A 7,109-nucleotide genomic window follows, 5' to 3' on the forward strand; every position below is an offset into this window, starting at 1 on the left:
ATGTCCATCGAGATGCGCGACACCGACGAGGACGTCTTCCGTGCTGCGGAGGAGCTCGGCATCGACCTGTCCCGGCGTGAGCCGAGCAGTGTCGAAGAGGTCTGATCAACTCAAGGGGAAAACTGTTGCTTGACGTCAACTTCTTCGACGAGCTTCGCATCGGTCTGGCGACCGCCGACGATATCCGCCAGTGGTCGCACGGCGAGGTGAAGAAGCCGGAGACGATCAACTACCGGACCCTGAAGCCGGAGAAGGACGGGCTCTTCTGCGAGAAGATCTTCGGTCCTACCCGCGACTGGGAGTGCTACTGCGGTAAGTACAAGCGCGTCCGGTTCAAGGGCATCATCTGCGAGCGGTGCGGCGTCGAGGTGACCCGCGCCAAGGTGCGCCGTGAGCGGATGGGCCACATCGAGCTGGCCGCCCCGGTCACGCACATCTGGTACTTCAAGGGCGTCCCGTCCCGCCTCGGCTACCTGCTGGACCTGGCCCCGAAGGATCTCGAGAAGATCATCTACTTCGCGGCCTACATGATCACCAGCGTGGACGCCGAGCGGCGCGACCGCGACCTGCCGACGCTGGAGGCCCACATCTCCGTGGAGCGCCAGCAGATCGAGCAGGCTCGCGACGCGCAGGTCGAGGCCCGCCAGCAGAAGCTGGAGGGCGACCTGGCGGAGCTGGAGGAGGCCGGCGCGAAGGCCGACCAGAAGCGCAAGGTGCGCGACGGCGCCGAGCGGGAGATGAAGCAGCTGCGCGACCGCGCGCAGCGCGAGCTCGACCGCCTCGACGAGGTCTGGAGCCGCTTCAAGAACCTCAAGGTCCAGGACCTGGAGGGCGACGAGCTGCTCTACCGCGAGATGCGCGACCGGTTCGGCAAGTACTTCGAGGGCGGCATGGGCGCCGCGGCCATCCAGGCGCGGCTGCAGAACTTCGACCTCGACGCCGAGGCCGAGAAGCTGCGCGACGTCATCCGCACGGGCAAGGGCCAGAAGAAGGCCCGCGCCCTCAAGCGGCTGAAGGTCGTCTCGGCGTTCCTGAACACCCGCAACAGCCCGCTCGGCATGGTGCTGGACTGCATCCCGGTGATCCCGCCGGACCTGCGTCCGATGGTGCAGCTCGACGGCGGCCGTTTCGCGACGTCCGACCTGAACGACCTGTACCGCCGCGTCATCAACCGGAACAACCGGCTCAAGCGCCTGCTCGACCTCGGCGCGCCCGAGATCATCGTCAACAACGAGAAGCGGATGCTGCAGGAGGCCGTCGACGCGCTGTTCGACAACGGCCGCCGCGGCCGCCCGGTCACCGGGCCGGGCAACCGCCCGCTGAAGTCGCTGTCCGACATGCTCAAGGGCAAGCAGGGCCGGTTCCGGCAGAACCTGCTGGGCAAGCGCGTCGACTACTCCGGCCGTTCGGTCATCGTGGTCGGCCCGCAGCTGAAGCTGCACCAGTGCGGCCTGCCCAAGCAGATGGCGCTGGAGCTGTTCAAGCCGTTCGTGATGAAGCGGCTCGTCGACCTCAACCACGCGCAGAACATCAAGTCCGCCAAGCGGATGGTCGAGCGGGCCCGCCCGGTCGTGTGGGACGTGCTGGAAGAGGTCATCACCGAGCACCCGGTGCTGCTGAACCGGGCGCCGACCCTGCACCGCCTCGGCATCCAGGCGTTCGAGCCGCAGCTGGTCGAGGGCAAGGCCATCCAGATCCACCCGCTCGTCTGCACCGCGTTCAACGCGGACTTCGACGGCGACCAGATGGCCGTGCACCTGCCGCTGTCGGCCGAGGCCCAGGCCGAGGCGCGCATCCTGATGCTGTCGACGAACAACATCCTGAAGCCGTCGGACGGCAAGCCCGTCACCATGCCCACCCAGGACATGGTCATCGGCCTGTACTGGCTGACGACGCTGAAGGAGGGTGCGACGGGCGAGGGACGCGCGTTCGGGTCGGCCGCCGAGGCGATCATGGCGTACGACCGGGGTGAGCTGGACCTGCAGGCCAAGATCAGCCTGCGGCTGAAGGACATCCCGCCGCCGCGCGACTGGATCGCGCCGGAGGGCTACGAGCCGGGCCAGCCGTACCGGCTGGAGACCACGCTCGGCCGCGCCATGTTCAACGAGACGCTGCCGGACGACTTCCCGTTCGTCGACGACGAGATCGGCAAGAAGCAGCTGTCGGCCATCGTCAACGAGCTGGCGGAGACGTACCCGAAGGTCCAGGTCGCGAACTCGCTCGACGCGCTGAAGGGCACCGGTTTCCACTGGGCGACCAGGTCCGGCGTCACGATCGCGATCGACGACGTCCTCGCGCCGCCGAACAAGCAGGAGATCCTGGCCGGCTACGAGCAGCGCGCGGAGAAGGTGCAGCGGGAGTTCAACCGCGGCCTGATCACCGACGACGAGCGCAAGCAGGAGCTCATCGAGATCTGGAACAAGGCCACCGCGGACGTCGCGGTGGACATGGAGGAGGCGTTCCCGAAGGACAACCCGATCTGGATGATGATCCAGTCGGGTGCCCGCGGCAACCCGCTCCAGCTCCGCCAGATCGCCGGCATGCGCGGCCTGGTCTCCAACCCCAAGGGCGAGACCATCCCGCGTCCGATCAAGTCGTCGTTCCGCGAGGGCCTGTCGGTCGTCGAGTACTTCATCTCGACGCACGGCGCCCGCAAGGGCCTGGCCGACACCGCGCTGCGCACCGCCGACTCGGGTTACCTGACCCGGCGCCTGGTGGACGTCGCGCAGGACGTCATCGTCCGCGAGATCGACTGCGGCACCGACCGCACGATCCCGTTCGAGGTCGCCGACAAGATGCCGGACGGCTCGCTGGTCAAGCTGGCCACCTCGGAGACCAGCCTGGTCGGCCGCACGATCGCCGAGGACGTCGTCGTCGACGGGACGGTCATCTTCCCGGCCGACACCGACCTGTCCGACGCGGTCGTGTCGCGCCTGGTCGAGGCGGGCGTGGACAAGGTCCGCACCCGCAGCGCCCTGGTCTGCGAGGCCAAGATCGGTGTCTGCGCCGCCTGCTACGGCCGTTCGCTGGCCACCGGCAAGCGGGTGGACGTCGGTGAGGCCGTCGGCATCATCGCCGCGCAGTCCATCGGCGAGCCCGGCACGCAGCTGACGATGCGCACCTTCCACACCGGCGGTGTGGCGGGCGGCGACATCACGCACGGCCTGCCGCGTGTCCAGGAGCTGTTCGAGGCGCGCATCCCCAAGGGCGTCGCCCCGATCAGCGAGGTCGCCGGCACCGTCAAGATCGACGAGACGGAGAAGTCGCGGAAGGTCGTCGTCGTCCCCGACGACGGCTCCGACGAGATCGCCTACCCGGTGCCGATGCGCTCCCGCCTCCTGGTCCGGGAGGGCGAGCGCGTCGACGTCGGCCAGCAGCTCATCGCGGGCGCCATCAACCCGCACGAGGTGCTGCGCATCCTCGGGCCCCGCGCCGTGCAGCTCCACCTGGTCCAGGAGGTCCAGGAGGTCTACCGGTCGCAGGGTGTGTCGATCCACGACAAGCACATCGAGATCATCGTCCGCCAGATGCTGAAGCGGGTGAACATCCTCGAGTCGGGCGACACCGACCTGCTGCCGGGCGACCTGGTCGAGCGGCCGATCTTCGAGGAGACGAACCGGAGCGTCGTGGCCGAGGGCGGCGTGCCCGCCGCGGGCCGCCCCGTCCTGATGGGCATCACCAAGGCCTCGCTCGCGACCGAGTCGTGGCTGTCGGCGGCGTCCTTCCAGGAGACGACCCGGGTGCTCACCGAGGCGGCGATGCACGCCAAGAGCGACCCGCTGCTCGGCCTCAAGGAGAACGTCATCATCGGCAAGCTCATCCCGGCCGGTACCGGCATGCCGCAGTACCGCAACGTCCGGGTCGAGCCGACCGAGGAGGCGAAGGCGGCGGTGTACTCCGTCGGCTCCTACGACGACGGCGCCGAGTACGCCTTCGGGCAGGGCTCCGGCGAGGCCGTGCCGCTGGAGGAGTACGACTTCGGGCAGTACAACCGGTAAGTCCGCAGTAAGCGCCAAGGCCGCCGTCCGCATCACGCGGGCGGCGGCCTTCGCCGTTTCCGGGGCTACCCGCGGCGCCGATGGGCGCGGACGGCGAGCGCGGATGTTGGGACGAAGACCTCCCCCCGCGCGGGTCGTCCAGTTCGGCGATCAACCGGCTCGCCTCGGCCGCGGGGGCAGTGGAGGGTGCCCGGTCCGCGCAGTACACGCCGCGCAGGCCGCCTGGTCCGCGGCTGGTCGCCCGGATCCCGGAACCCGGATGCGCGGCACGTTCGCAGCCGACGTCAGATGCACGAACATCGCCATGAGCAGGCATCTTAGGAGCTTGGTTCCGCGAAGAAGTCGGTTCCCGCCCTGCGAATGAGTCAGGAGACCTGGTTCCGGAACCCTAGAGCTTTTACGGTCCCCGTAAGGATCGGAGATGCCGATGGTCGAACCGGTGAGCGGGTTGTTCCGAGTGCTTCTCTATCGGGCCTACCGGCGTGCGTGCCGTGCGGGCGTCGATGAGGTCGGGACGGAACTCGTCCTGGACAGCGCGGCGATCAGTGTCACGACATCCGATGGTCGCCCACTCCTGCGTCCGCTGGTGGACAACGTCGGCTGGCGGGGTGAGACCGCGCAGACCGATCCGCCGCCGCCTTCGACGGAGTGGGAGTCGGTCTTCGGGCGGGAGGTGGCTTACCAGGCCGCCGTGCTGCTGGGAGAGGTGGCCTCCTCCGGGGGACTGGACCTCCGCCGCAAAGGCCGAGCGGTGCCGGTGTTCTCGCCCGCCGTCCGGTACGCCGTGCACGACGCGATCGCCTCGGCCGCGGACGAGGAGCACGGATACGCCGAGCTCCATCACCTCGTGACGGCCCTGCTGAAGCTGCCCGGCCCGGCCGCCGAGTCGCTGACCCACTGGGTTCCCGAGGAGGACCTGCAACGCATCGAACTGGGCCAGGACCTACGGCGCGAGGACAACCGCCAGACGTCGTGGACGGTCGGCGTTCTGCAACTTTCCGGGCAGGTTCCCGGTTCCGGGTCACGGGCATCGCGTTGGTTCTGGCGAACTGCGGCGTGGTGGTTCGTCCGTCAGTTCCAGCGTCCCTTCCGCCGGTACGGTGCCCGCTACGGCCACCCGCTGCTGTCGTCGATAGAGGGCGACGCCGTGAGCAAGGCCCTGCAGACCGGCCACGGCGTCGTCACGGCCGCTCACGTCCTGCTCAGCGTGATCGACCTGTACTGGCAGCTCGACCAGGCCGACACGCAACTGAGGGACAAGGTCGCCCGATGGAACCAGGCCGGCTTGATTCTTGCCGCGCACGGCATTCGTCCGGGTCCGGATGCGTGGGCGGCGGCGGTACGCCTGGAGCCCACGCCGGACGATGCCGAGCATGACCTGACCGGACTGCCGACCGAGGGTTGGCCGCCATTGCCCTCGGCGCCGGTGAGCGAACCCGTCCCCGGTCGCACGGCGCTGTCCGCGTTACGCCTGGCCAGCCTGTCCGCGCATCGCCTCGGCCACCCCTTCGCGGGCACCACCCACCTGCTCGCGGAACTGCTGGCAGATCCGGCGGGCCCTGCCGCACGGCTGCTCCGCGAGCTCGGCGCCGACCCCGCCGTCCTCCACTCCGAAGCCGTCCAGCGCCTCGAAGCCGCCGCGCCCGGAACATCGGGCGACCAAAGCTGACCACCGCGGCCTGGGCGCAAGCGACGCCGACTTACCAGGTGGACGGGTACATGCGGTGTGTGAGGAGTTCGTCCACCACTTCCGCCGCGGCCTTCGCGTCGCCGCAGGGGGCGAGGTATCCGCGACGTCCGCGCTGGGCTTCGTGGTAGCCCCAGGCGCCGCCCGGTATGGCCAGGACGCTCACCATGATTCCGATCTCCTCGGCCCCGTTCGCGTAGACGCGCAGGAGCGGTATCGGGGCGGGCCGGTAGAGCTTGACGAATCGCCAGCCCCGCGGCCGCAGCGCCACCGAGAGGACGTCGAGATGCCGGACGGCGGTCTTACGGCCCATCCGCGTCCGGCAGAGAAGGACGCCGCGTTCCACGTTCAGCATTTCGCCCACGTCAGCTTGCCTCCTTCCAGCAGCGGTCGCGTGCCCCAGTCCAAGGCGAGCTGCGAAACCATGAGCAAGCCGCGCCCGGAGGTGGCTGAGTCATCCTCCGGCTTGATCTCGGGCAGCCCCGGGCCGCCGTCCCACGCCTCGATCACGGGACGCCCATCGCGCTTGTCCCGCAGCACCCGGACGATGATCGGCCCCTCCCCGTGCACCAGCGAGTTCGTGACGAGTTCGGAGACGACGACTCGCGCATCGGAGTCGTCCGCGATGCCCCACTCCCGGAACCAGCCGGCGACGAACCGCCGCGCCAGCGAGGGCGCCCGTTCGGTCGGTTCGAGCACGAGCGTCGGCACCTCAGGCGCCACAACTGTCGGAGGCATGGCCAACCACCTTCGGAACGAGTTCCTGCATTTGCCAGCCACAGTCAGCCATCGTCAATGTACTCTGCGTAACAAATCGCAGGCCATGCGAGGCAAGTCAGGTTCCGTGCGTCCGTGCCACTTGGGTGTTGGTTGGGCGCCCTTTGCAAGGGAGGATGAGGACATGGCTCCACAGCGGAAGCGCGGGACGGTCTCGCCGACGCTGCTCGCCTTCGGGCGCCGCTTCCGCCGGCTGCGGGAGGCCAAGGGCTGGACGCAGGAATCCGTCGCCCGGCGGGCCAACGGCGGCATGGGCGTCAAGCCGCAGTACATCGGGGCGGTCGAGAACGGCCGGACCCGCTGCATGCGGGAGTTCGCCGAGACGATGGACCACGCCCTGGACGCGAACGGCGAGCTTCTCTACCTCTACGACGACCTGGTCAAGGACGCCACCTTCCCGACGTGGTTCGACTGGCACACCGTCGAACCCGAGGCGTGCATGCTGGAGTCGTACCAGCCCCTCCTGGTCCATGGACTGCTCCAGACCCCGGCCTATGCGTCAGCGGTTCTCAAGGGCGGCAGTCCCTCGAAATGATTCGCAAGGTGGTACGGGAGAAATGGACCTGACTAAGTGCGTGTTTGAGAAGGATCTTGTTATTGGTATGCGAGGGGGCGTGGGCCTTGGCGGACGGCGGGCTGGCCACCGC

The 7,109-nt window shown here is 68.8% G+C and carries 5 protein-coding genes; 3 read left to right on the forward strand and 2 right to left on the reverse strand.

Going from position 1 to position 7,109, the window contains the following annotated elements; genetic code table 11:
• Positions 1-125 precede the first annotated feature (125 nt).
• Together IEZ03_RS37105 and IEZ03_RS37110 are read left to right on the forward strand one after the other, a co-directional pair.
• Positions 126-3,998 carry a DNA-directed RNA polymerase subunit beta' gene (locus IEZ03_RS37105; RefSeq protein ID WP_184889171.1) on the forward strand — a complete coding sequence of 1,291 codons (3,873 nt, stop codon included), beginning with the start codon at positions 126-128 and terminating at the stop codon, positions 3,996-3,998.
• A gap of 421 nt (positions 3,999-4,419) precedes the next feature.
• Positions 4,420-5,667 (forward strand): Clp protease N-terminal domain-containing protein, encoded by a 1,248-nt coding sequence (locus tag IEZ03_RS37110; protein ID WP_184889169.1) that lies wholly within the window; start codon positions 4,420-4,422, stop codon positions 5,665-5,667.
• A 31-nt stretch (positions 5,668-5,698) separates the two neighbouring features.
• Here IEZ03_RS37110 and IEZ03_RS37115 read toward each other — a convergent pair whose 3' ends face one another.
• Positions 5,699-6,049 carry a hypothetical protein gene (locus IEZ03_RS37115; protein ID WP_184889167.1) on the reverse strand — a complete coding sequence of 117 codons (351 nt, stop codon included), beginning with the start codon at positions 6,047-6,049 and terminating at the stop codon, positions 5,699-5,701.
• On the reverse strand, positions 6,034-6,423 hold the full coding sequence (locus IEZ03_RS37120) for an ATP-binding protein (protein ID WP_184889165.1): 390 nt from the start codon (positions 6,421-6,423) through the stop codon (positions 6,034-6,036). The genes IEZ03_RS37115 and IEZ03_RS37120 overlap by 16 nt, the downstream gene beginning before the upstream one ends.
• A 163-nt stretch (positions 6,424-6,586) precedes the next feature.
• On the opposite strand from IEZ03_RS37120, the gene IEZ03_RS37125 reads away from it, so the two are divergent.
• Entirely contained in the window at positions 6,587-6,997 is a 411-nt protein-coding gene (locus IEZ03_RS37125) for a helix-turn-helix domain-containing protein (RefSeq protein WP_184889163.1), read from the forward strand.
• Positions 6,998-7,109 lie beyond the last annotated feature (112 nt).

The sequence above is a fragment of the Actinomadura livida genome (assembly GCF_014648675.1).
In the GTDB taxonomy this organism is placed as follows: domain Bacteria; phylum Actinomycetota; class Actinomycetes; order Streptosporangiales; family Streptosporangiaceae; genus Spirillospora; species Spirillospora livida.

Coding starts and splice junctions, on each gene's coding strand:
- IEZ03_RS37110 (WP_184889169.1), top strand. CDS start 4,420: ATGCCGATGGTCGAACCGGTGAGCGGGTTGTTCCGAGTGCTTCTCTAT.
- IEZ03_RS37120 (WP_184889165.1), bottom strand. CDS start 6,423: ATGCCTCCGACAGTTGTGGCGCCTGAGGTGCCGACGCTCGTGCTCGAA.
- IEZ03_RS37125 (WP_184889163.1), top strand. CDS start 6,587: ATGGCTCCACAGCGGAAGCGCGGGACGGTCTCGCCGACGCTGCTCGCC.